This is a genomic window from Mucilaginibacter sp. SG564, assembly GCF_013149275.1.
Taxonomy (GTDB): Bacteria; Bacteroidota; Bacteroidia; order Sphingobacteriales; family Sphingobacteriaceae; genus Mucilaginibacter.
Genome location: NZ_JABGNA010000012.1, coordinates 112,644 through 136,675 on the forward strand (window position 1 = coordinate 112,644; position 24,032 = coordinate 136,675).

General features: G+C 43.2%; 20 protein-coding genes. 10 read left to right on the plus strand and 10 right to left on the minus strand.

The window, feature by feature from the left end:
* Window positions 1-151: 151 nt before the first annotated feature.
* The gene (locus FHW89_RS23665; protein WP_172337532.1) at window positions 152-1,162 is read right to left on the minus strand and encodes a glycosyltransferase; all 1,011 of its coding nucleotides are present in this window, start codon (window positions 1,160-1,162) and stop codon (window positions 152-154) included.
* A gap of 49 nt (window positions 1,163-1,211) precedes the next feature.
* Between FHW89_RS23665 and FHW89_RS23670 the strand changes: the two genes are divergently transcribed.
* Entirely contained in the window at window positions 1,212-2,711 is a 1,500-nt protein-coding gene (locus FHW89_RS23670; RefSeq protein WP_172337533.1) for a lipopolysaccharide biosynthesis protein, read from the plus strand.
* A gap of 481 nt (window positions 2,712-3,192) precedes the next feature.
* Here FHW89_RS23670 and FHW89_RS23675 read toward each other — a convergent pair whose 3' ends face one another.
* From FHW89_RS23675 to FHW89_RS23685, 3 genes are all read right to left on the minus strand, one after another.
* Window positions 3,193-4,176 carry a carbohydrate-binding protein gene (locus FHW89_RS23675; protein ID WP_172337534.1) on the minus strand — a complete coding sequence of 328 codons (984 nt, stop codon included), beginning with the start codon at window positions 4,174-4,176 and terminating at the stop codon, window positions 3,193-3,195.
* Window positions 4,177-4,492: 316 nt separating this feature from the next.
* Window positions 4,493-6,304, minus strand: coding sequence for a translational GTPase TypA (gene typA / locus FHW89_RS23680; protein ID WP_172337535.1), 1,812 nt, complete (start codon window positions 6,302-6,304; stop codon window positions 4,493-4,495).
* 159 nt (window positions 6,305-6,463) lie between these two features.
* The gene (locus FHW89_RS23685; RefSeq protein WP_253952310.1) at window positions 6,464-7,252 is read right to left on the minus strand and encodes an esterase family protein; all 789 of its coding nucleotides are present in this window, start codon (window positions 7,250-7,252) and stop codon (window positions 6,464-6,466) included.
* A 158-nt stretch (window positions 7,253-7,410) separates the two neighbouring features.
* On the opposite strand from FHW89_RS23685, the gene FHW89_RS23690 reads away from it, so the two are divergent.
* The 7 genes from FHW89_RS23690 to FHW89_RS23720 all read left to right on the plus strand — a co-directional run bounded on the left by FHW89_RS23690 (window position 7,411) and on the right by FHW89_RS23720 (window position 14,004).
* Window positions 7,411-8,118, plus strand: coding sequence for an esterase family protein (locus tag FHW89_RS23690; RefSeq protein WP_172337537.1), 708 nt, complete (start codon window positions 7,411-7,413; stop codon window positions 8,116-8,118).
* 149 nt (window positions 8,119-8,267) lie between these two features.
* Window positions 8,268-9,437 carry a RimK family alpha-L-glutamate ligase gene (locus FHW89_RS23695; RefSeq protein WP_172337538.1) on the plus strand — a complete coding sequence of 390 codons (1,170 nt, stop codon included), beginning with the start codon at window positions 8,268-8,270 and terminating at the stop codon, window positions 9,435-9,437.
* A 147-nt stretch (window positions 9,438-9,584) separates the two neighbouring features.
* On the plus strand, window positions 9,585-10,682 hold the full coding sequence (locus FHW89_RS23700; RefSeq protein ID WP_172337539.1) for a carboxylate-amine ligase: 1,098 nt from the start codon (window positions 9,585-9,587) through the stop codon (window positions 10,680-10,682).
* 210 nt (window positions 10,683-10,892) lie between these two features.
* Complete coding sequence (locus FHW89_RS23705) at window positions 10,893-11,726, plus strand: type 1 glutamine amidotransferase (RefSeq protein WP_172337540.1); 834 nt, start codon at window positions 10,893-10,895, stop codon at window positions 11,724-11,726.
* A gap of 365 nt (window positions 11,727-12,091) precedes the next feature.
* The gene (locus FHW89_RS23710) at window positions 12,092-12,745 is read left to right on the plus strand and encodes a FadR/GntR family transcriptional regulator (RefSeq protein WP_172337541.1); all 654 of its coding nucleotides are present in this window, start codon (window positions 12,092-12,094) and stop codon (window positions 12,743-12,745) included.
* A gap of 11 nt (window positions 12,746-12,756) precedes the next feature.
* On the plus strand, window positions 12,757-13,590 hold the full coding sequence (locus tag FHW89_RS23715) for a sulfite exporter TauE/SafE family protein (RefSeq protein WP_172337542.1): 834 nt from the start codon (window positions 12,757-12,759) through the stop codon (window positions 13,588-13,590).
* 12 nt (window positions 13,591-13,602) lie between these two features.
* Window positions 13,603-14,004: a DUF1634 domain-containing protein gene (locus FHW89_RS23720; protein ID WP_172337543.1), complete on the plus strand. Its 402-nt coding sequence runs from the start codon at window positions 13,603-13,605 to the stop codon at window positions 14,002-14,004.
* Window positions 14,005-14,084: 80 nt separating this feature from the next.
* Here the strand turns inward: FHW89_RS23720 and FHW89_RS23725 are convergent, their stop codons facing one another.
* Window positions 14,085-15,416 carry an efflux RND transporter periplasmic adaptor subunit gene (locus FHW89_RS23725; RefSeq protein ID WP_172337544.1) on the minus strand — a complete coding sequence of 444 codons (1,332 nt, stop codon included), beginning with the start codon at window positions 15,414-15,416 and terminating at the stop codon, window positions 14,085-14,087.
* 50 nt (window positions 15,417-15,466) lie between these two features.
* Window positions 15,467-16,912, minus strand: coding sequence for a TolC family protein (locus tag FHW89_RS23730; protein ID WP_172337545.1), 1,446 nt, complete (start codon window positions 16,910-16,912; stop codon window positions 15,467-15,469).
* Between the two features lie 94 nt (window positions 16,913-17,006).
* Here FHW89_RS23730 and FHW89_RS23735 point away from each other — a divergent pair, with 94 nt between their 5' ends.
* Window positions 17,007-17,630 (plus strand): polysaccharide deacetylase family protein, encoded by a 624-nt coding sequence (locus FHW89_RS23735; protein WP_172337546.1) that lies wholly within the window; start codon window positions 17,007-17,009, stop codon window positions 17,628-17,630.
* A 41-nt stretch (window positions 17,631-17,671) separates the two neighbouring features.
* Here the strand turns inward: FHW89_RS23735 and FHW89_RS23740 are convergent, their stop codons facing one another.
* Window positions 17,672-18,265 carry a GrpB family protein gene (locus FHW89_RS23740; RefSeq protein ID WP_172337547.1) on the minus strand — a complete coding sequence of 198 codons (594 nt, stop codon included), beginning with the start codon at window positions 18,263-18,265 and terminating at the stop codon, window positions 17,672-17,674.
* Window positions 18,266-18,570: 305 nt separating this feature from the next.
* On the opposite strand from FHW89_RS23740, the gene FHW89_RS23745 reads away from it, so the two are divergent.
* On the plus strand, window positions 18,571-20,838 hold the full coding sequence (locus tag FHW89_RS23745; protein ID WP_172337548.1) for an aconitate hydratase: 2,268 nt from the start codon (window positions 18,571-18,573) through the stop codon (window positions 20,836-20,838).
* 212 nt (window positions 20,839-21,050) lie between these two features.
* Here FHW89_RS23745 and FHW89_RS23750 read toward each other — a convergent pair whose 3' ends face one another.
* From FHW89_RS23750 to FHW89_RS23760, 3 genes are read right to left on the minus strand one after another with little or no spacing between them, the layout of a single operon-like run.
* A complete protein-coding gene (locus FHW89_RS23750) occupies window positions 21,051-21,812 on the minus strand; it encodes a 5'-methylthioadenosine/adenosylhomocysteine nucleosidase (protein WP_172337549.1) in 762 nt (253 codons plus the stop codon).
* 33 nt (window positions 21,813-21,845) lie between these two features.
* Window positions 21,846-22,334, minus strand: coding sequence for a cupin domain-containing protein (locus tag FHW89_RS23755; protein ID WP_172337550.1), 489 nt, complete (start codon window positions 22,332-22,334; stop codon window positions 21,846-21,848).
* A 42-nt stretch (window positions 22,335-22,376) separates the two neighbouring features.
* Window positions 22,377-24,008: an ABC transporter substrate-binding protein gene (locus tag FHW89_RS23760; RefSeq protein ID WP_172337551.1), complete on the minus strand. Its 1,632-nt coding sequence runs from the start codon at window positions 24,006-24,008 to the stop codon at window positions 22,377-22,379.
* Window positions 24,009-24,032 lie beyond the last annotated feature (24 nt).

The following is a 24,032-nucleotide window of genomic DNA, read 5'->3' on the forward strand; positions in this document are numbered from 1 at the left end:
TCACTACGTTCAGCATGACAAATCTTTTCCTTATCCTCTTTACGGCAAAGCCGGAGAGAGGGTGGTATAGCGAAGCGTAGACCGGGTGAGTCGTTTATGCTTCATGCGATTTCTCACTGAAGCTTGATTTTCAACTCCCCTCTTCTCAAAATCACCATTTCCCAGGCCCGGCCTTACCCATTTTTCCCTTCAGCCCATCATTCACGGCGGTTAAGAATTTCCGGTACTCCTGCTGTTTGGAACTCAGGATACTGATGATCCACAGATAAAACAGGTACAAGTTTTTGTTAATCGAAAAAATCAAAGCCGAATCCACCGCGTTACGCGCGTAGAAATACATCCGATTCCTGACGGCGTAATAGGTGCGGAAACTCCACTGATCGAGCAAATGCGAATGGAAGGCTTTGGGCTGATAGGTTAAGCCTTGCGACTGGTCGATATCCAACACTTTACATTCCGGGATCAGCCATATGGTTCCGCCGTTTTTGGTGATGCGGTAGGTATACTCCGAATCATCTACATACAGATAAAACTGTTCGTAGGGAAAACCGATCAGTCCGATCATGGCACGGTGCATCAACAAGCCGCCGTAAGGCACATAAGGCATGGCAGCCTTTGACAAATACGCCGATACGCCCGAAAACTTATCACGTGCTTTAGATAAACGATTTTTAAAGATGTTGAATATGCTGAAGCCCATAAAATTATCAGGCACCAGGTAATATCTGCCCGGGTCCTCGCCGCGTGCTATTTTTACATGGGGTGGCCTGTCTTCGCGCAGGCAATATAAGGCCTTTTTATCGTTGGCTTCTGCTGTTTGTTCCCAGTTTTGGAGCAGAATATCCAGCGAGTTTTCACCCGGCAGATTATCATCATCCAGCAGCCAAACCATATCGGCATCTGTTTGCTGGTAAGCGTATTCCAAAGCTTGTTTATAACCGCCTGCTGAGCCCAGGTTTTCGGCATTGTTTAAAACCTTTACACGGTTATCGTTCAATCCGTCGGCACATTCTTCTACATTATAAAGCGCGGCATTATTCACTACCACTACCTGTGTTACCGGGGCAAATGACAGCACGCGTTTTAGTACCTGCTCCAAAAATTGCCACCTATTTGCGTAGGTAAGCGTTAACACACACACTTTATATTTTATATTTGCCATTTGCATTTCAAAATTATCATTTTAACCCGTAACACGGCCAACTAACTGAATGGGCATCATAAAAAAACAAACCATTAAAGGCACCATATATTCCTATTTGGGGGTGCTTATCGGTTTTCTATCTATCAATTACCTGATGCCCCATTCCTTAAGTCCGGCCGAATATGGTTTGATAGCCATGTTGACATCGGCCCCTTTGGTGTTTGCGCAATTCTCCATACTGGGATTTAACGGTACTGCCCGGTATTTTCCTTACTTCCGCAGTGATGAAAAAAAACATCACGGCTACCTGTTCCTGGCCTCTATGGTGTCATTAGTGGGTACCATTTTATTTGTACTGATAGCCTGGTTGTTTAAAGACCAGATCGTGAGCCATAGTACAGATGGCAGTTCGGCCAAATCATCGCCCCTCTTTAGTGTATATTACTGGTACCTGGTGCCGCTTACTGTTTTTACGTTATTTTTTAATGTGTTTGACCTGTACGCCCGCATGCTTTATAACATGACTACAGGTCTTATACTGCGTGAGTTTACCAAAAGGGTATTTATACTGGTACCTATTATACTCATCTATTTTAGGCTTATCAGTTTTGAGAATTTTATGTGGCTGTGGCTGGTGGCCAACCTGATACCCACCTTTTTTATCGTAGCCCGGATCATACGCGATGGCCAATTTTCGCTTAAGCCAGACATGGCATTTTTAACCCGCGATATGGTTAATAAGCTCATCGGCATTTGCTTTTTTACCATACTAACAGGAATGGCCCCTGTTATTATTCAGAATGTAGACAATTACCTCATTTTTAAAAAACTCGGCCTCAGCTCAACTGCTATATATTCACTGGCCTTTAACTTTGGCCTCATTATCTCCTTACCTACACGTTCACTGTACAGCATTGCTTATACCATTGTATCTGAATCATGGAAAAGCAACGATCTTAAAAATATCCGTACCGTGTATGAAAAAAGCTGTGTAACACAACTTATCGCCTCCTTATTCCTGTTTATACTGATGTGGGCCAGTATCGATAATATTTTGGGGATTTCACCGCACATATACAGTGCAGGAAAATACGCCATATTTTTTGTAAGTATGGGTTTTTTGATAGAGGCATCAACAGGTATCAATGGGGTGATTATGGCCACATCAAAATATTTCAGATATGAGGCGCTGTTTAACCTCCTATTGGTGGTACTTATTATTGTGGCCAACCTGCTGCTGATCCCACGTTATGGTATTACCGGATCGGCCATAGCTTCGGCCATAACTTATTTTGTTTTTAACCTGTTCAGGTATATATTTATCTGGATCAAATTTGGTATGCAGCCATTCACTATTCAGTGCGTACTGGCGCTGGCAACCGGCATACTGGCTTATTATTTATCGGTTTGGATACTTCCGCTTCACGTCGGTAATTATTATGTTGATACCATGGTGCGCACCGCATTTATCACTGCGCTTTATCTGCCGGCCGTTTACTTTTTGAAGCTATCCGAAGATATCAACAGCATTATTGATGGCGCTATCGCGAAGCTGAAAGGCCGATAACATTTTCGGTTACAGACTTGCGTTATAAACGCTCAGCCATGTTAAGTATTTGTTGCAAACGAGCGCAGGCATCAAACTCCCCTCTTGAGAGGGGGCGCGTTGGCTTGTGTAATGGCAGGGGTGTGTTCATTAAGCAGAATAACACACCCCTGCCCCCTCTCAAGAGGGGAATCGCACACTCCCAAGCTCTGTTTAGCGCCCCACACTTACAGTTTGCAACGAGCGAAAGTATACACAGCAGCGAGATTTTTTACTAAAAAAGTGGGTTTACATGGTTTACACTTTTTTTGGTTAACATTATTTTATATAACTTATAATCAATTACTTATGTTTATTTTTAATAATAAATGAGCTAAAACATGTAAACCCACTTTTTGGCATTTTTGGCTTCCTGCTATTGGTGGTTACAAGCAAATGAAGTAACAAAAAAGGCGGCGCTATAAAAGCACCGCCCCTGTTAATTGATCAGTTAATGTATTTCTTATTGAGGCATGTTGAACCAGTTAACCCAACCACCGGCCGAGGTCCAGTAGATCTGCTGCAGATCGGTATTGTTTAAAGCAAACACGTTAATGTTGTTAGCATCTCTTGCAACTGCTGCGGGAGCTGTGGTGATGCTGCCATTCAGATCTGTCCAGGCCGACCAGCCAGCGCTTGCTGTCCAGTAAATTTGTTTCAGGGTGTTTGATGTACCTTTAGCATAAACATTGATGTCATTAGCTGAACGGGTTATCGCGCTTGGCGCAGATGAAATGGTACCGCCCAGATCGGTCCATGCTGACCAGCTGCCCGAAACTGAATAGATTTGCACCAGATTGTTGTTAGCTCCTTTAGCATAAACATTGGTAGTAGTTGAGCTTCTGGAAATAGCAGCAGGAGCCGAAGTAATGGTGCCTCCCAGGCTTGCCCATGAGCCCCATCCCGATCCGGCATTCCAGGTAAGCACAACCAGATCGTTATTTGCACCTTTTGCAAAAACAGAAAGATCATTGGCTGTTTGTGATGTGGATGAAGGAGCGGAGGTGATATTACCCCCCAGATCGATCCATGGCGACCAGCCCTGGCCATCTACATAATAGATTTGCATGAGGTGACCGGTTGGCCCTTGTGCAAACACGTTGATAGCGTTTGATTGTCTTGAAGACGCGGCTGGTGCAGAAACGATGTTACCACCTAAATCTTCCCATGCGGTCCAGCCGCTGGCACTTGTCCAGCTCTTGTGTAATAAGGTGTTGGTGGTGCTTCTGCCAAACAGGTCAAGCGTACCGCTGCTTTTTTTGCTCACAGCACCAACTTCTACAGCGATAGAGGTACCAGTAATACCATTTACACTTTTGTTTGAAGCTGATGCTTGTTTGGAAGTCGGGTCAACGGTTTTGTCGTTACTTTTTTGACATGAGGCAAATACGCCTGTTAACAGCATGCCTATTACAGCATGTGTAAGATTTTTTTTGAATGTTGTCATTGTGTTGTTATAGGTTTTTATTTACGGCAATCTACAACTATTGTATTTAATTTATATATTTTTTATATTAAATAAATACTCAATATCATAAATACATAAACAACTATAAATCAAAATAAAAGTATAAAAAAACACCTTTCTTAATACACAAAACAATTATTAAATGACATTATTTTGATAATTCATATATCAAAATAATAAAAAATGAATAATATAAACATATTATTCATTTTGATTTCATAAATATATTTATTAAGCATAAAAAAAGCCTCCGGGAAAATCCTGGAGGCTTTTATATCTATTGAAGATCTGTTAATTATTGATTAACAAACCTTTTAGCGTTAATTCTTCTTTCGTTTTCGTTCAGGAATATCTTACGCAAACGGATGCTTTGTGGGGTTACCTCAATGTATTCATCAGCCTGGATATATTCCATTGATTCTTCTAACGAGAATTTGATAGCAGGTGCTATACGTACGTTGGTATCGCTACCAGATGCGCGCATGTTGGTTAACTGCTTGCCTTTAGTTAAGTTGATCACCAAATCGTTATCGCGAATGTGCTCGCCTAAAACCTGTCCTTCGTAAATATCAACACCCGGATCGATAAAGAAACGACCACGATCCTGTAATTTATCAATCGCGAAAGCGGTAGTTTTACCAGTATCCATAGATACCAATACACCATTTAAACGACCAGGGATAACACCTTTCCATGGCTCATAAGCCTTAAAGCGGTGTGCCATGATAGCTTCACCGGCAGTAGCAGTCAGTACGTTGTTACGTAAACCGATAATACCGCGTGATGGGATCTCGAACTCTAAGTGCTGTAAGTCGCCTTTTGGCTCCATGATCAACAGTTCGCCTTTGCGTTGTGTTACCAACTCAATTACTTTACCGGCAACATCGCCCGGTACATCAACAATTAACGACTCGATAGGCTCACATTTAACACCGTCAATTTCTTTAACGATAACCTGTGGCTGACCTACCTGTAATTCATAACCTTCGCGACGCATGGTCTCGATCAGTACTGACAAGTGAAGGATACCACGACCATACACCAGGTATGAATCAGGCGATTCGGTTTCAACAACCTTAAGCGCCAGGTTTTTCTCCATCTCTTTAAACAAACGATCGCGCAGGTGGCGTGAAGTAACAAATTTACCTTCTTTACCAAAGAAAGGTGAAGTATTGATGGTGAACAACATGTTCATGGTAGGCTCATCAATTTTGATAACTTCCAGTTGTTCTGGTTTTTCAAAATCGGCAATAGTATCACCAATGTCAAAACCATCGATACCTACAACGGCGCAGATATCACCAGAACCTACTTCGGTAGCACGTACTTTACCCAGACCTTCAAAGGTATAAAGCTCTTTGATCCTTGATTTTTGGATAGTACCATCGCGTTTTACTAAGGAAACCGGCTGGTTTTCTTTGATAGTACCACGGGCCACACGACCAATAGCGATACGACCTACGAAAGAGGAGTAATCCAAAGAAGTGATCTGCATTTGCAGGGTACCTTCGGCGATAGGTGCCGGTGGAATGTTTTCCAAAATGGCGTCCATCAACGGGAAGATATCTTCTGTTGGTTTTTTATAGTCGGTGCTCATCCAACCTTGTTTTGATGAACCGTAGATAACCGGGAAATCCAGTTGCTCTTCGGTAGCTTCAAGGTTGAAGAATAATTCAAATATCTGTTCGTAAACTTCTTCCGGACGACAGTTTTCTTTATCAACCTTGTTTACAACCACAATTGGTTTTAAGCCTAAAGCCAAAGCCTTTTGGGTTACAAAGCGGGTTTGAGGCATGGCGCCTTCAAAAGCATCACAAAGTAATAATACACCATCGGCCATTTTCAATACGCGTTCCACCTCGCCACCAAAGTCGGCGTGACCCGGGGTATCAATAATGTTGATCTTAACGTCTTTGTATCTAACCGAAACGTTTTTTGAAACGATGGTGATACCACGTTCACGTTCCAGATCGTTATTGTCCAGTATCAGTTCACCGGTTGATTCGTTGTCCCTGAATATTGAACAGCTGTGCAATATTTTGTCAACCAATGTGGTTTTACCGTGGTCAACGTGTGCGATAATCGCGATGTTTCTTATTTTTTGCATGAAAATGCTCCCTAAAATTTGGCGCAAAGGTAAGCTTAATATATGGCATTTTAAAGGATTGTGGGTTTATCCGCAAACATTTATACAATATAATTACCAAAAAAGCGTAAACACCTATTCTTTTAACCTATTGATTAACTAAATTTTACATAGAAATCACTATCGCCCAAAAGCCCAGATCAAAAACTTAGGCAGCGCTTTACTCCAGGTGGCGGTATCATGGGTACCACCAACCAGCTCTACATATTGTATATCATCGGGGCGTGTATAGCCCTTGTTTTCAAGTTCTTTGATCAGATCGATGGTGTCGTCAATAGCGTCGATAATGCCATTTTTGTTGCGGTCGGTGGTTTCATCTTTGGTACCGGTTTGCAGCCAGAATTGCAGATCAGGTTTACCTATAGTATTCCTGATAACCGCGTGCATGATCCGGTCGGCATCGGTATAGCCCTTGGCCAGGTCCTTGCTCCGCCACCAGAACGATCCGGAAAACACACCCACTTTATCAAACACATCGCTATTGTTCCAGGTAATATCAAAAGCCGATAATCCGCCTAATGAAAAGCCCGCAAAGGCTGTCGTTTCAAAATCATTGATACCCGTCTCCTCCTTGATTTGTGGCAGCAATTCGGTTTTTATAAATACTGTATAAACATCGGCTTTGGAGCCGCGCTTTTTGAAATCAGGTTTACCGGCTATACCGTATTCCTGTATGCGGTCTTCACCAGCATGTATAACCACTACCAACACAGGTTTTATGCGATTGGTGTTATACAATTGCTCCAGTGTTGCCAGTAATTGCAGATTTTCCAGCTCCTGCCCATCATTCAATAACAACAAGTTTAGTGGTTCTGTAAGTTCCTGCTCATCGGGCATAACCAGTGTGCAGGTAACCTCGCGATTAAGTAATGCAGAATTTATAGTGATATTTTTTTTGGTGATCGTCATTTCTGTTTCAGCCCAGCCCCAATACATCTTTCGTCAAATTTTAAGGGTGCAAAAGTAAAAATACTTTTTGTTTTTACCCCTAACCTTTAATTTATCAGACTGTTGCCTTTTTCAGTCAAACCACTTAACTTACCTTCTGAAACCAAAAATCTATTATTTTGACCGAAAAATATCACCGCTGGCATTCGCCAAATTTAAGTGCCGACCTGGAAATGCTGGTGTTTGGCGATCGCGGTTATCCCGTGATCCTGTTCCCCACAACTAAGGGTCGCTATTATCAGAATAAGGATTTTGGCTTGATAGAAAGCGTGAGGTGGTTTATTGACCAGGGCCTGGTCAAGATCTACTGTCCCGACACCATAGACGACCGCAGCTGGTACAACGAAGGCATATCTCCCGCCGATCGTGCCCGTAACTATACACGGTACGATAAAATGCTGGTTGACGAACTGGTACCCTGGGCCATGCACGAAACCGGCGTGGGTAAAGTAGTTATGGCGGGCTGCAGTTTTGGCGGTTACCATGCGGCCAACTTCGCCTTTAAGCATCCAGAGAAAGTAAGCAACCTGTTTACCATGGGCGGCGCGTTTGATATCAAAATGTTTACCGATGGCTTTTATAACGACGATATATTTTACAATAACCCTGTTGATTTTTTACCGGGTGATAATGCCCCGGATTTATGGAACATGAATATCATCCTGGGAACCTCGGAGCACGACATCTGCAAAGAATATAACCTGCAGTTATCAAACATTTTAAATCAAAAAAACATTAAACATTGGCTGGATATCCGCCCTTTTGCCAATCATGATTGGCCCATCTGGCGCGAAATGTTCCCGCATTATTTGTCAACGATAAAATAGAAGCAAGAAATCAAGAACCAGGAATCAAGACACGGCAAGAAATAAAGGCAATAAATAGAGACAAGAATAAGAGTCAGGAATCAAGACAAAGAATTATCGATTCGTTTTAGGATTTAGAGTTTAGAAATTAGCGTTTAACCCCATCTACCATGAAAAAAATAGGCATCTTATTCGGACAGGAAAATTCATTTCCACAGGCATTTGTTGATCGGATCAATCAAAAGGCCGAAAAAAATATTTCGGCAGAGTTTGTACGTATCGATAAGGTTTTACAGGCTGAGCCATTGGATTACGCGGTGATCGTCGACCGTATATCACAGGATGTCCCCTTTTACCGGGCCGCCCTCAAAAACGCGGCTATCTGTGGTACCGCGGTGATCAATAACCCATTCTGGTGGAGCGCCGACGAAAAATTCTTCAATAACGCGCTGGCCGTGAAGCTGGGTGTTCCTGTACCCAAAACGGTGATACTACCCTCCAAAGAACTGCCCGATGATACTACCGACAGATCATTCCGCAACCTGGCCTACCCTTTAGATTGGGATGGCATATTCAACTATGTGGGTTTCCCAGCCTATATGAAACCTTTTGATGGTGGCGGCTGGAAAGAGGTTTACCAACTGCAAAACCGGGATGATTTTTTCAGCAAATATGATCAAACTAAGCAGTACGTAATGATGCTGCAGGAAGAGGTGGTGTTTGATGATTATTTCCGCTGCTACTGCATTGGAGGCAAGCATGTACGCATTATGCAATATGAACCACGCAACCCGCATCATCTGCGTTATGAACATGGCAAGGCACCGGCGGCTAAAAAACTATTGGATACGGTTAAAGATTATGTGATCAAACTGAACCAGTACCTGGGTTACGATTTTAACACGGTTGAATTTGCCGTGCGTGATGGCATCCCCTACGCGATTGATTTTTGCAACCCAGCTCCAGATGCCGAAGTAACCAGCGTGGGCCAGGAAAATTTTGACTGGGTGGTGGAAACCGCCGCCGATTATGCCATCGATCGCGCCAAAAAACAAAAAGCCGGTCTGGACAACCTTACCTGGGGCGAATATGTAAAAACATCAGCTGCTAAAACTCCGCTGGTGAGTCCCAAACCGGTAAAAAAGGAAATTTATATTGGTAAGGTGAATCCGCCTGTGGAAACGGAGAGCAAAGTAAATAAAGCAGCCAAAGTGGTGAAAGCGATTGCTCCGGTTAAGGAAGTCGCCCAGCCCTTAAAGGCAAAGGCCAAACCTGAAGCAAAAGTAAAAAAGGAAAAAGAGGTAAAGAAAGCAGCCAAAAAACCTGCTGCCAAAAAATAAAAAGTGCAGGGCAAGCGCGATTCCCCTCTTGAGAGAGGTGAAGGGGTGTGTTTATTGCAAATAGTAGAACACACCCCAGCCACCGCACAGCCAGGCCCGCCCCCTCTCAAGAGGGGATTTTGAATGAGTACTATAACCTAACCAATTATGAACGAGTTTACCTTAGGTGTTGAAGAAGAATTTATGGTGATTGATCCCGTGACCAGGGAATTAAAATCGCATGAGCAAAAAATTGTGGATAGCGCGCAAAAGATCCACGAGGATCAGGTAAAGGCCGAAATGCACCAGGCCGTAGTGGAGGTGGGCACGCATATTTGCCATAACACCCAGGAAGCCCGTCAGGAGGTAAGCAAGCTGCGAACCACGGTGGCCCAATTGGCCGGCGATATTGGTTTACGTATTGGTGCAGCGGGCACACATCCGTTTTCGCACTGGCAGCATCAGCTGATCACCGATCATCCGCGTTATTTTGAAATTGTGGACGAAATGCAGGAAGCCGCCCGCTCCAATCTTATTTTTGGTTTGCATGTACATGTAGGCATCCAGTCGCGCGATATGGCTATCCATATAGCCAACCAGGTTAGGTATTTTCTGCCGCATGTTTTTGCCTTGTCAACCAACTCTCCTTTTTGGGAAGGGCGCAATACTGGGTTCAGATCCTTCCGTACCAAGGTGTTTGATAAGTTTCCGCGTACCGGCATCCCCGATTCTTTCAGCAGTATTGAAGAGTATGACAGCTATATTAAGCTGCTGGTAAAAACCAATTGTATTGATAATGCCAAAAAGATCTGGTGGGACATCCGCGTGCACCCCTTCTTCGAAACCATCGAATTCCGCATTTGCGATTGCCCCATGCTGGTTGATGAAACCATCGCCTTTACCGCCCTGTTCCAGGCCCTGTGCGCCAAACTGTATAAGCTACGGCAGCAGAACATGAAGTTCATCACTTATTCACGTGCGCTCATCAACGAAAATAAATGGCGCGCGGCCCGATATGGCATCGATGGTAAAATGATCGACTTTGGCAAAGAAATGGAAGTAAATACCCGTTCGCTGGTATTGGAGCTACTTGATTTTGTGGATGACGTGGTGGACGAATTAGGCTCGCGCGATGATCTGCAATATGTGCACAAAATACTGGAACACGGCACCGGCGCCGACAGGCAGTTAGCCGTTTACCAACAAAACAGTAGCTTTGTAGACGTGGTAGATTATATTACTTCGCAAACTTTAAAGGGGTTATGACCCCACGGCCTTAGCAGAGCGTAATAGACTATAAAAAGGTATAACGAAAGAATAACACAAAGAGGGCTGTCACCCTGAGCCCCGTCGAAGGGTAGAGCGCAGAGGCCTGCCCACCATTCTTCGACGGCGCTCAGTATGACATCCTTTTGGGGATAGCTGCCAATGGCTACTACTCAAAGGAGCGGGCTTAACAAATTATAAAAGAACAAAATGACAACAAAACCGGAAATCAAAGTAGCAATACTCGACTTATATGATGGGATAGCCAATGAGGGAATGCGTGGTTTCCAGGAAATTTTGAATAGATATAAAGCACAGCACGAGCTTAATTTAAGTTACCAGATATTTGATGTACGCAGGCGCTGTGAGATGCCGGGCACCAATTTCGACATCTATATTTCAAGCGGAGGCCCGGGCGATCCGCTGATATCCGAAGGCACCGAATGGGAGAAAAAATATTTCAGGCTGATAGAAAAACTGGAAGATCATAACCTCTCCAACACTACCGATAAAAAGCATACCCTGTTTGTGTGTCACTCGTTCCAGTTAATGTGCCGCCATTATAAACTGGGCGATATCAATATGCGCCGTTCGCCATCATTTGGGGTGCTGCCGGTTAACCAAACCGCTGCAGGCGCACATGAACCTGTTTTTGAGGGCTTGGGCGATCCATTTTATGCAGTCGACTCCCGCAGTTGGCAGGTAATCAACCCTAATGAAAAACGTTTCCAGGAACTGGGTATGCAGCTGGTAGCCATTGAAAAAGAGCGCCCGCATGTTGATCTGCCCCGTGCCATGATGGCCATCCGTTATAACGATTACTTTTTCGCTACCCAATTTCACCCCGAGGCTGATGCCGGCGGTATAAAAGCCATGTTGTTGCGAGATGAAAAAAAGCAGGAAGTGATCAATGAGCATGGCGAAGTAAAATATCGCGAAATGCTTGACCGACTGGACGATCCCGACAAAATAACCCATACCCAACGTACCCTGATCCCCAATTTCCTTGATCAGGCGGTGATGAGTTTGCAGGGGGTAGAGTAGTAAATAATCTCAAAATAATTATTCCATTTTGTCATTTCGAACGAGGTACGAGGAGAAATCTTGTACAATTGGCATATCTCGTGTATAAGATCTCTTCTCGTACCTCGTTCGAGATGACAGTTTAACTTTTGCTGTGTTAGGGGACAATTTATACAATGCCTAAAAAGCCTGTCACTCTGAGCTCGTCTAAGCACGCGCGCAGAGCCCCTACCACCATGCTTCGACGGGCTCAGCATGACACCTCCTCTTAGGCTCTGTCTCTCCCCTTCAATTCCCACCTCCATCACACTAATGTCAAAAATATTTTTAAACATCATATGTTTAAATAAAAACATCATACCTTTACATATCAAATCATCAGCGATATGGATAAGAAAGAAACCCTCGGCAGCCGCGTAATCAATCAGATCAGGAATGATATAGCGCAGGGCAAATTTAAGCTCAACGAAAAAATACCTGCCGAGCCCGAATTGATGCAGCTGTATGGCGTGGGCCGTTCCACCATCCGCGAAGCCATTAAAACCCTGGCTACCGCCGGCATACTCAAAGTACAGCAGGGCTCCGGAACATTCGTCAACTCCGTTATAAGGGAGCAAACTATTGAGCAGCGCTTAAAAAATGCCGACTTCGACCAGATTAATGCCGTGCGGATATTATTGGAGGGCGAGATAGTCCGCCTGGCAGCACAAAACCGATCTGAAGCACACATAGCGCAAATTGAGCAATCTCTGGAAAAAAGAAAACAGGCTATCCAGTCAGAACAACGCCAGGCCTGTGTTGATGCCGACATCGCTTTTCACATGGCCATAGCCCAGGCTTCATTAAACAACGTACTGGCCGATTTATATGAAAGTTTCACCCTCATCATCCGCGATTTCTTCTCCAAACGCGAAGCACAAGGCATCAGTCATTTTGCCATGAGCCATCACCTGCATGAGCAGCTATTTAAGGCTATCAAAGCCAAAAAGGTAAAACAAGCCGAGCAACTGATACAGCAAATTTTAAATAATAATTATTAATACCATATATCATGACTATTATAACATTCACCCTCATCTTACTGGCAGGAGCCTACCTGGCCGGTTTGGTTGGCTCACTCACCGGCCTTGGCGGCGGCGTAGTGGTAATTCCATTGCTTACCCTCGTATTTCATGTAGATATCCGCTACGCCATCGGCGCGGCTTTACTGGCATCTATCGCCAACTCATCGGGTGCGGCAAGCGCGTACATTAAAGAGGGTATCACCAATATCCGTTTAGGCATGTTCCTGGAAATTGCCACTACTGTGGGGGCAGTTGGCGGAGCCATTATCGCCGTATACACACCTACCAATACCATAGCCATTCTTTTTGGGGCTATCCTGTTATTTTCGGCAGCTATGACCCTCCGCAAAAAGAACATGGAAGCCTTAACCGAAGGCAGCACGCTATCCTACAAATTAAAACTCAACAGCAGCTATCCTACTAAAGATGGCGAGGTGGAATACAAATTAAAAAACGTAGGGGCGGGTTTTTCTATCATGACCCTGGCCGGCGTTCTGTCGGGACTTTTAGGCATTGGTTCCGGGGCCTTAAAAGTTTTGGCTATGGATTCGGCTATGCACATACCTTTTAAGGTGAGCACCACTACCAGCAATTTCATGATCGGGGTTACCGCAGCAGCCAGTGCCGTGGTGTATTTACAAAGAGGTTATATGGATCCGGGTATCGCTTTCCCGGTGATGCTGGGGGTATTGGGCGGTGCGTTCACCGGTTCTAAACTGCTTACCCGTATGGATCCCAAGGTTTTAAAATACATCTTTTGTGTGGCTATCACCTTTGTTGCCGCCGAGATGATATTTAACGGTTATAACCACAAATTCTAAACAAACAAGATCATGAAAAAGATACTTTCAAAAGCCTTTACAGCTGATCAGGATATAGAAAAACTGATTGGTTATTTATTAAGATACGGAGTTATCACCGCCAGCCTGATCGTTTTTATAGGAGGTCTTATCTACCTGCATCAATATCAGCACAACGGTGTGCCTGCTTATCATACATTTGTGGGTGAGCAGGCAGGCTATACTACCATCAGTGAAATTTTTAGCGGCGTGGGTTCATTCAACGCCAAAGGGATCATACAATTGGGTGTACTGGTGCTGATCGCAACTCCTATTTTACGCATCTTTTTTTCGTTAATAGGCTTTATACTGGAAAAAGACAGATTGTATATCCTGATCACTTTTGTGGTGTTGAGCGTAATGCTATTCAGTATTTTCGGAGGTCTAAAAGTTTAAACCCAATCGATATTAAATAAAAAAAGGCTGCTTCAAAATTTTGAAGCAGCCTTTTTTTATGATGTTAATACCGATGAGGATTATTTACTATCGGTATTAAATAATTTTGATTTATCAACTTTTTGAACCTTCATGCCATCGGCTAATGTTTTTGATATAGCCGAATATGGCGCCGATACCACTTCTTCGCCACCTTTTAAGCCCGACAGGATCTGGATATAGGTATCATTCTGAATACCTGTAGTTACCTGTACCTGCTTTAGCGTACCCGGAGCCGAATAAACATATACATACTCTTTGACCGGGGCGCTGATCTGTACCTTTTTATCGTCCTTTGCGGCAGCGGCACTGGCATCTTTTTTCTCATCGCGGGTGGTTACAGATTGGATCGGAACCGAAAGAGATTTCACATGATTGGTATTGATATCAACGGTACCTGTTAATCCCGGACGGAAAGGTGATGGGTTATCAGCAGTTTTTTGAAGCAATGCCGTATAAGAATTGGCATCTATGCGTACTTTAACTGTAAAATTGGTTACCTGATCGGCATTGGTACCCACTACGTTGGCCGAGCTACCTATTTCAATTACCGAACCTGTAAATTTTTTACCCGAAAAAGCATCCACCTCGATGTTTGCAGGATCATTTAACGATATACGGTTAATATCATTTTCGTTTACATCCACATTCACATCCATTTTACTCAGATCAGATATGGTCATGATCTCGGTACCGGCAAATTGCTGGGTGCCCAAAACACGCTCGCCTTTTTGAATAACCAGTTTAGAAATTACCCCGTCAACCGGTGAGTAAAGACTGGTTTTGGCCAGGTTGTCCTGCGCTTCTTTAACCGAGGCCGATTGTTGTTGCAGGCCAAATTGCGCCCCAACCAGGTTTTGCCTGGCGGCTTCTAAGCTGGCTTTAGCACCCTCATAGCTGGCTTTGGCATTATCAAATTCAGATACGGTAAGTACTTTATTTTGAAAAAGTGTTTGAGTACGTTTGAAAGTAGCCTCCTGGTTAGCAAAAGTAGCCTCTGCCTGTTTAAGCAATTGTGCCATATTACCTATAGTTGCTTTTTGGGTACTATAGCTTGCCACAGCACGATCATAGCCCGATTTTAATATATCGGGACGTACACGGCAAACCAACTGGCCTTTTTTTACCACATCACCTTCTTTAACAGGCAATTCAACAATTTCACCAGATACTTCTGAGGTTATCTTTACTTCAACATGTGGTTTTATTTTTCCGCTGGCAGATACTGTCTCATTAATTTCACGCACGTCGGCTTTTTCGGTGGCTACCTGGGGTAAGGGCGGTTTGCCAATAATGCCTGTCGCTGTTGCCACAATGAACAATACAGCTATTACCCCCAGGGCTATCAAAATATATTTAGTAGTTTTTCCCATGACTATGCGTTTCGATATTTTATGATGTTTTTAAGATTAAGCTTATGACGTTAAAGTGTTATAGGATTGCCCAGATAATAATCAATCACCTTGCTCCTGAAAATGAGCTGGTATTGAGCTTCGATCATGTCAAATTGTGATTTATTAAGATTAGTAAGGGAAGTATTATAGTCCAGTGAATTTACTAAACCAACAGTGTACCGCTGCTGCGTAATGTTAAAGGCATCTTTATTAGCCTTGTATGTTTGCGTGGTCGAAAGATATTTTTTTTCGGCAGCGCGCAGATCCCAAACTGCCTGATAAATAACTTTGCTCAGCGTGTTACGGGCCAACTGCGAGGTTACCTCGGCATTTTGGGCCTGAATTTTTGCTTTGCGTACGGAAGTGCGCGCGGTAAACCTGCCAAAAATTGGTATCTGTAAGTTTAAAGCTATAGCCTGGTTAAAATTGTTACCTATTTGGGTAAAAAACGGATTGCTTTTAAATGTTTGGGTGAAGCCTGGCTGTACAACTACCTGATTTGTACCTTGCACAATACCGATGGGTGAAAACGTACCGGTAGATATTACCTGGTCTACTGTATTTTTTGCATTTGAATAATTAGAACCCGCCTGTCCTATCAGGGTAATGGTGGGATAATAATTGCCTTTTGCTACTTTTATAGCCTGTTCATATGATTTTTGCTGAACCTCTGCAAGCAATACATCAGGGTTTACGTTCAACGCCGTTTTTAATATGTCCTGCGGATCATATATTACTTTGATGTCGCTAAGTTTGCCGATATCCGGCTTCTGCACCTCTATCTCGGTAGCCGGATTCATCTCCATATATTGCTTTAGGGTAAGCATTGATGATTCCATCTGGTTTTGCGCGTTGGTATAATCAAGTTCCGAGGTTGAAAGCTGGGCCTTAGCTTGTGAAAGATCGGCAAGGGTTTGATTACCTACATTATAATTTTGCTGCGCTCTCTCTAGTGTTAGTTTCGATATCTCGATTTGCTGTTTGGATGCTCTAACCAGATCCTGGTTAGTTAATACCTGCAAAAAGGTGGTAACCACGTTTAATATCAGGTCGTTTTTAACTTTCGCTGTGGCGGTTTTATTGGCATCAACCAATATCCGGTTCTGGATAATCTGGTTACGCAATTGTCCACCCTGAAATAAGGTAACTTGTGTAGAGAATTGACCATAAACCTGTAAAATACGCTGATTAATGAACTGATAAGTTGATTGATCTATATTACGACCAAAGTTGAATCCGCCTTGCGGTGCTGCTGTAAGGTTGGGCAATTGATTAAATTTCGATTGCTTCAGATCTTCTTCAGACAGTGCCTCGGTAAACTGTGATTGTTTAATGGTTAAATTTCGCTCAAGGGCCAGGTCAATTGCTTTTTGTAAAGTGATTACTTCTTGTGCTTTAGCCTGAAAACCAAGTGCCGAAAATATAATAGCACCTATAAGAGTTGTTTTAATGGGTAGTGACAATATTGGTTTCATAAGTTTTTATATGCAATTGTAAGCAACTGATGCTTACCTTGCATGTTCATTTTTGTTTATTTTTTAAATAAAACATAAAAGGCCCGTTTCGTATATGTATCTGATTAAAACACCCTGGCTGCTCAAAAAGCTGTACCCCCAACTCATCTGGAATAAAAGCAAAGCTGATCGCTGCATTTATCTCACTTTTGACGATGGGCCTATACCAATTGTTACAACACATATATTAAATATTTTAAAACAGTATAATGCCAAAGCCACCTTTTTCTGTATTGGGGATAATGTAGCAAAACATCCCGATATTTTTAAGCAGTTGACCGACGATGGCCATGCCATCGGCAATCATACGTATAATCACCTTAAAGGTTGGGAAACTGATAACAAAATTTACCTGGATAATTTTTTACAGGCTGATAAAGTACTGGATACTCACCTTTTTCGGCCGCCATATGGCAGGATCAAAAGACAACAGATCCGCGATCTGCAGGACACCCGCCCCGACATTAAAATTATCATGTGGGATGTACTGAGTGGCGATTTTGATATCAACCTTAGTCCCGAAGCTTGTCTGCAAAATGTGCTGAAACATACCGAAGCCGGATCCATCGTGGTATTTCATGACAGTTTGAAAGCGTATGACCGGGTGAAATATACACTGCCCAGGGCTTTGGAAGTGTGGAGCAAGGTGGGGTTTAGTTTTTGCCCCTTACCCCTCTAAAGGGAAGACAGTTAGCAGTTTGCAACGGTTAAGAACCCGAATCAATCTATACCATGTAGTTTTTTATACCAATCAACAGCCTTTTGCTGAACATCTTTTACAAAATCATTCTTAGCATCATTATAGTCTATCGTATTTTTATATTCACTTTTCGATAATTCTTTTTTAAGCCGGCAATAGGCATCGCGTTCGTCGGGATGTAAAGCCAGATAATCCCGGAAAGCAACGTGCCTTATCCAATCGTCGGTATCTTTTACAAATACATGAATATGAGTTACAGATTTTAAACCTTGCTTAACAGACGGCACATCATTTACATCAATGAATGATGGTATGGCACCGCCTGTTTCACTTTTATATCTGCTGTAAAATCGCCTTGATGGCCAGTCGGGTTCATACATTTTAACATAGGTGTAATGCTGCTGCATGGGCCCAATGGTTTTATCCAGATCATCGGCGCTTTTTAACCCTACTTCTATATCAATAATGGGTTTGGCACAAAGCCCGGGAACTGATGTGCTACCTATATGAACTATAACCGGGTTTAAAAAACCCAATATATTATTGATCTTTTCCTTTTCCTCTGCAAATAAGATTGGCCAGTTATCCTGATAATCGGTTATCGTTATTTTCATAGTTTAGTTGTGTTTAAGCAGGTGATGCATTTGCCTTTCGTCATGGAATGGCAAATATATCGCATCCAGATATATCTTCATAACAACACAACTCGCTCGTAACCGATCCTCCTCTGCAAACTACCCATCTGCCAACTGCATTCCCCCTTCGGGGGGTGGGGGCCTCCTATTTAGAATAGCTCCAAATAACATTTACACAGTTGACTGACAGCTTTTAGTAGTAATTTTTGTAAATTCGCCGCACTGAGCCCAGCTACTGGGTTTGGTGTCAATTCGTTTACTTTTCACCTAAAAATCAAATACAAATGGCTTTTGATTTAGATATGATCAAAAAAGTTTACGATCGCTACAGCACCCGTGTGGATGCTGCCCGTAAAGCGACCGGTAAACATCTAACCTTAACCGAGAAAATTTTATATGCCCACCTTTCTGAAGGCGATGCTCAAAAAGCGTTTGGCCGCGGAGTGGATTATGTTGATTTTGCACCAGACCGTGTAGCTATGCAGGATGCTACTGCTCAAATGGCCCTTTTGCAGTTTATGCAGGCTGGCCGTCCGCAGGTTGCTGTTCCTTCTACCGTACATTGCGATCACCTGATACAAGCAAAAGTTGGCGCCGTTGCCGATTTAAATACTGCTGTTGACGTAAACCGTGAGGTTTATGATTTCCTGGCCTCTGTTTCTGATAAGTATGGTATTGGCTTCTGGAAAGCAGGCGCTGGTATTATTCACCAGGTTGTTCTGGAAAACTATGCTTTCCCGGGTGGTATGATGATCGGTACCGATTCACACACGCCTAACGCGGGTGGTTTGGGTATGATTGCCATTGGTGTTGGTGGTGCTGATGCTTGCGATGTAATGGCAGGCTTACCATGGGAACTTAAATTCCCTAAACTGATTGGTGTTAAATTAACCGGAAAACTTTCTGGCTGGACATCAGCAAAAGACGTGATATTAAAAGTGGCTGGTATCCTTACCGTAAAAGGTGGTACAGGCGCTATTGTTGAATATTTTGGCGAAGGTGCACGTTCACTATCTGCCACAGGTAAAGGTACCATCTGTAATATGGGTGCCGAAATTGGCGCTACTACTTCTATCTTCGGATATGACGAAAAAGCGGCTGCTTACCTAACCGGTACTAAACGCGGCGATATTGCCGAGCTTGCCAATGCAATTGCCGAGCACTTAACCGGCGACGAGGAAGTTTACGCCAACCCTGAGCAATATTTTGACCAGGTTATCGAAATCAACCTGTCTGAACTGGAACCGCATGTAAATGGTCCGTTCACTCCGGATCTGGCATGGCCTATCTCTAAATTCGCTACCGCGGTTAAAGAAAACAACTGGCCTACCAAATTAGAAGTTGGTTTGATTGGTTCATGTACCAACTCATCATACGAAGATATTACCCGTTCTGCTTCTATCGCGAAACAGGCTATCGATAAAAAATTAAAAACCAAAGCTGAGTTTACCATTACCCCAGGATCTGAGCTGGTACGTTACACGGTTGAACGTGATGGCTACCTGAATACTTTTGATCAAATGGGCGGTGTGGTATTAGCCAATGCTTGTGGTCCATGTATTGGTCAGTGGGCCCGTCATACCGACGATCCTACCCGTAAAAACTCTATCATCACTTCGTTTAACCGCAACTTTGCTAAACGTCAGGATGGTAACCCTAATACTCACGCTTTCGTGGCTTCGCCGGAAATTGTAACTGCTTTTGCTATCGCCGGCGATTTAACCTTTAACCCATTAACTGATACCCTGACCAACGAAAACGGTGAGCAGGTAAAATTTGATGAGCCACAAGGTATTGAAATGCCGGTAAAAGGCTACGCTGTTGAAGATGCAGGCTACCAGGCACCAGCCGAGGATGGCAGCACAGTTCAGGTTATTGTTGATCCAAAATCATCACGCCTGCAATTGCTGGAGCCGTTTAAAGCTTGGGAAGGTACCGATCTGAAAGGCTTAAAACTGTTGATCAAAGCCAAAGGTAAATGTACTACCGACCATATTTCTATGGCTGGCCCATGGTTAAAATTCCGTGGCCACCTGGATAACATATCTAACAATATGTTGATCGGCGCTATCAACTATTTTAACAATACTGCTGATAGTGTTAAAAATGAACTGACCGGCGAATACGGTCCGGTACCGGCTACTCAACGCGATTACAAAGCGAATGGTATTGGCACCGTAGTAGTAGGCGACGAAAACTATGGCGAAGGTTCATCACGTGAGCACGCAGCGATGGAACCACGTCACTTAGGCGTACGTGCCATACTGGTAAAATCATTTGCCCGTATTCACGAAACCAACCTTAAAAAACAAGGTATGTTGGGTATCACTTTTGCCGATACCAACGACTATGATAAGATCCAGGAAGATGATGTGATCGATATTGACGGCTTAACAACTTTTGCTCCGGGCAAACAGTTAACCGTTGTATTACACCACAAAGATGGATCTGTTGATTCGTTCCCGGTAAACCATACCTATAACGACCAACAAATTGAATGGTTTAAAGCCGGCGGCGCGCTGAACATCATCCGCAAGCAAATGGCATCTTAATAAGCTCAAAGCCGAAAGGTTAAAGCTGAAAGCTAATATTAAAAAGCCTCCCTTTTTTGGGGAGGCTTTTTTGTTGATTGCACGTCCTTCTTGTCCACTACGTCATTGCGAGCGCAGCGTGGCAATTCCCGATTTGCAGATCGGTTCTGTATAGTTAGGGATTGCCACGTCGTTCCTCCTCGCAATGACGCGTGGAGAGATTGTCATCCTATCTATAACACCGCAAACATATTCCTAACAATCTCATAGGCATATTTGCTGGACACATTTTTTATAAAATCAGGAAAGTCAATAGATGAATGCTCATTAGATTCATCTGAGATTATTCTTAAAACCACGAAGGGGATCTCGTATTCATAACAAACCTGGGCTACGGCGGCGCCTTCCATCTCCACACATAGTATGTCTGGAATAGCAGCGTGTAATTGATCCTTATCAGCCTGATCAGCAAAGAATTTATCACCGCTGGCTATAGTTCCTTGAAACACCCGGGTTTTATGTAATAAAAAGCGCTCAATTTCATGCTCGTCGATAAACGAATGGATATGATCGCCAACAATCGCATCAACGGATTTTTTTGCGATGCTGATGTAATCAGAGTCAGCTTCAAAATAGGTTACGCCCAGCAAAGGAATTTCGTGCCGAGGCATCAGCGGACGGGCATCCATATCATGTTGGATCAGGCGGTTGGCAACAACCACGTCCCCTATTTTCAATTCGGTATGGATAGCTCCTGCAACACCAATAAATATCAGATCGGTAATGTTAAACCTGGTGATCAAGCTAGTGACAGTAGTAGCTGCCGCAACTTTGCCCCATCTGGAAAAAACCAGTACGGTTTTAATATTACTGATAGTTCCGGTATAATATGTTCTCCTGCCGAAAGAAACTTCTTCAATACCTGTCATCAAGTGAAGGATGCTGTTAATTTCCTCATGCATGGCACCCATGATGCCTATTACTTTTTCGTTCATATGGTGGATGTTAATAGTTAAAAGTGGACTTACCTATCGACAAAGCCGGTTAAATAAGTCATCAAAACGGGGATATGCGGCAGTCATATCTTCTTTTACCGCCATTTCAAATTCGCTGAAATCAAAGCCCGGAGCTACTGCGCAACTTACCAGGCTAAAGCCCTCTTTCGAAGGTATTTCGGATGCGAACCAGGATCCGCCTGGTATAACAACAGAAAGCTCACCCGTATCTAATGCCGAAAGCTCGTATCGATGATAATTTCCGGCAACATCGATCATATGAATATAGAGTGGCGAACCGACGTGAAAATACCAAAGTTCATCGGATACTAACCGGTGAAAACCCGAAAAGTCTTCTCCTTCCAACAAGTAGTAAATGGATGTACAGGCTTGCTTAACGGCCGTTCCACCGGTCCGGCTTATTTGTTGTTCAGACCGAAACACCTCTTTATAATACCCACCCTCAGGATGTGGCTGCAACGTTAACCGTTGAACCCAATGAGCTGCATTTTGTGTATTCATATAGATAGAAGATTAAATAAATAGTTTTATAAAGTTCCCGCTTCAGGGGGCTTTAACTACCCTTTTCAACACCAATAAATTTTGTCCGTTAAGGCTATAGCCACTTATATTATTCTGGTATAGGTTCACCAGTTTATCGTAATACAATACCACCACCGGCGATTGCTCCATCACCAAACCGTCCATTTGCTGGTATAGCGCATAGCGGGCAGCATCATTTTTTTCATGATAGGTCTGCTCAAACAGCGCGTCGAATTTTTTATTGTTAAACCCTGTATAATTGGGTCCAAAAGGGATCTTATTTTTGGAGTAAAAAACCGACAAATAATTTTCACCATCAGGGTAATCGGCTATCCATTGACCGTAAAAAAAGTTTATGCCATTTTTGGCTACTAGTTCACGCAGGCTGGCACCCTGGGTAATTTCTACACTGGTTTTGATACCTATCCGATCTAATTGCCCTTGTACATACTCTATCAAACTGCGGTAACCTACCGTGGTGGCTAATGAAATTTCGGGCAGGTTTTTACCATCCGGAAAACCGGCTTCGGCTAATAGTTGCCTGGCTTTTTCAGGGTCGTAAGTATAGCCTTTTACATTTTTACCGAAACCAGGCATTCCCTCCGGGATAAAACCTTCATAGCCAGGTGTGCCCATACTATTGCGCAGGTATTTCATCATTTTTTGCCTGTCGATAGCATAATTAATAGCCTGCCTTACTTTTAATATCTTTAGTGGTGACTTTTTTACTATGGCCAGGTTGGTATCTACCAATATGCCCAGGTACATGGTATTTAGATATGGAGCCGTATTCAGCACAAATTTGCCCTGGTACTTTTGTGTCACCTTGCCAGATTTGGTCAGGATATCATCCCGGTAACTGCCATCAATATCATTTAAAAAATCAAGCTTCTTTTTTATAAACTCCAGGAATGATGTTTGTTTATCAGCAATAAAGCTGGCTTTTACCGCATCGAGGTAAGGCAAGCGGTTACCCTTATTATCCTTCTCCCAGTATTTTTCGTTTTTAAGCAGCACCAATACCTCCCCTTCTTTCCAGTATTTAAACTTGAATGGACCTGTGCCGATGGGATGGCTCCTGAAATCTTTACCATAAAACTCCACCACCTCTTTGGGCACAACAGAACAGTACTGCGCAGTAAGCATACTTAAAAAAGGGGCGAATGGCTGTTTAAGGCGGATATTAAAAGTACTATCATCAGGAGCAGTAAATGAGCGTTTCCCCTCTACTTTATCGCTAAATATCCAGGAGCCAGACGAGGCTACTTTAGGATCAATTAATCGCCCAAAACTATACACAAAATCGGATGCTACAGCCTTGCGACCAACACCATCTTTAAAATGCGGGGCATCGTGAAAGTAAACATCATTGCGCAAATGAAAGGTATACAAAAGACCATCGGCAGATATATCCCAGCTTTTAGCAATACAGGGTATTACTTTCAAACTATCATTGATCTGTACCAGGCCATTAAAAACCTGGTTATCCATCCAAATGGTATAATGATTACGGCAAAAGGCGGGATCGAGTGAAGTAAGACCTTCCTCCAGGTTAATATTAAAAATGGTTTTACCAGAATTTGAAGCCGCGTTACGGCAAGCGCTAAACTGAATGAACAGTACAGAAAACAATAACAAGCTCCATTTATTCATGCAGAGCTAAATATATCAATTATT